Source organism: Shewanella sp. SM71 (genome assembly GCF_025653905.1).
GTDB lineage: Bacteria > Pseudomonadota > Gammaproteobacteria > Enterobacterales > Shewanellaceae > Shewanella > Shewanella oncorhynchi.
On sequence record NZ_JAKKRW010000057.1, the window covers coordinates 1 to 655 of the forward strand.

At 56.4% G+C, this 655-nt stretch carries 1 pseudogene; it reads right to left on the minus strand.

The annotated features are described in order from the left end of the window. Positions 1-655 (minus strand): annotated as a pseudogene (locus tag L5L97_RS22825) (hypothetical protein); the annotation flags it as partial.

Here is a 655-nt window from a genome sequence, read left to right on the forward strand (position 1 = left end):
GTGTGTCCGCGACGGCTGTCGGAACATCGGTTTGAGTACCATCATCAGTTATCGATGGCGAACCGTTGCCCGTTGCAGGAACAGGACCACGAGGATGAGCTATCGCTGAACTCGGYGCAGCATCTGGGGTTGTCCCCAAATTACGTCTAGGTCCTGGGGTGTAATTGCTGCCCGTTTGCGCACCCTGACTCAGATTCACAGGTGTTGAACTACTCACCTCCCATTTACGGCCAGTGTATCCTTGCGCAGCATTCGCCTCAGGCACCACTGTCGCAGGGATGTCTTCCGTAGGCACGCCATCCGTCTGTGACATTGAAGGCGTGTTTGTGGTGTTCGCCGCGACAGGCGRACGAGCCGGTGTACCTGTATTTGTAGGAACATCGGCTTGCGTGCCATCATCTGTTACATCCGCCACCGATGGCGAACCGTTGCCCGTTACCGCTGGGGTTGTACTGCTGCCATTGCCAGCCGCGGGACCACGAGGATGAGCTGTCGCATCACTCGGCGCTGCATCTGGGGTTGTCCCCAAATTATGTCTAGATCCTTGGGTGTAATTGCTGCCCGTTTGCGCACCCTGACTCAGATTCACAGGTGTTGAACTACTCACCTCCCATTTACGGCCAGTGTATCCTTTTGCAGCATTCGCCTCAGGCAC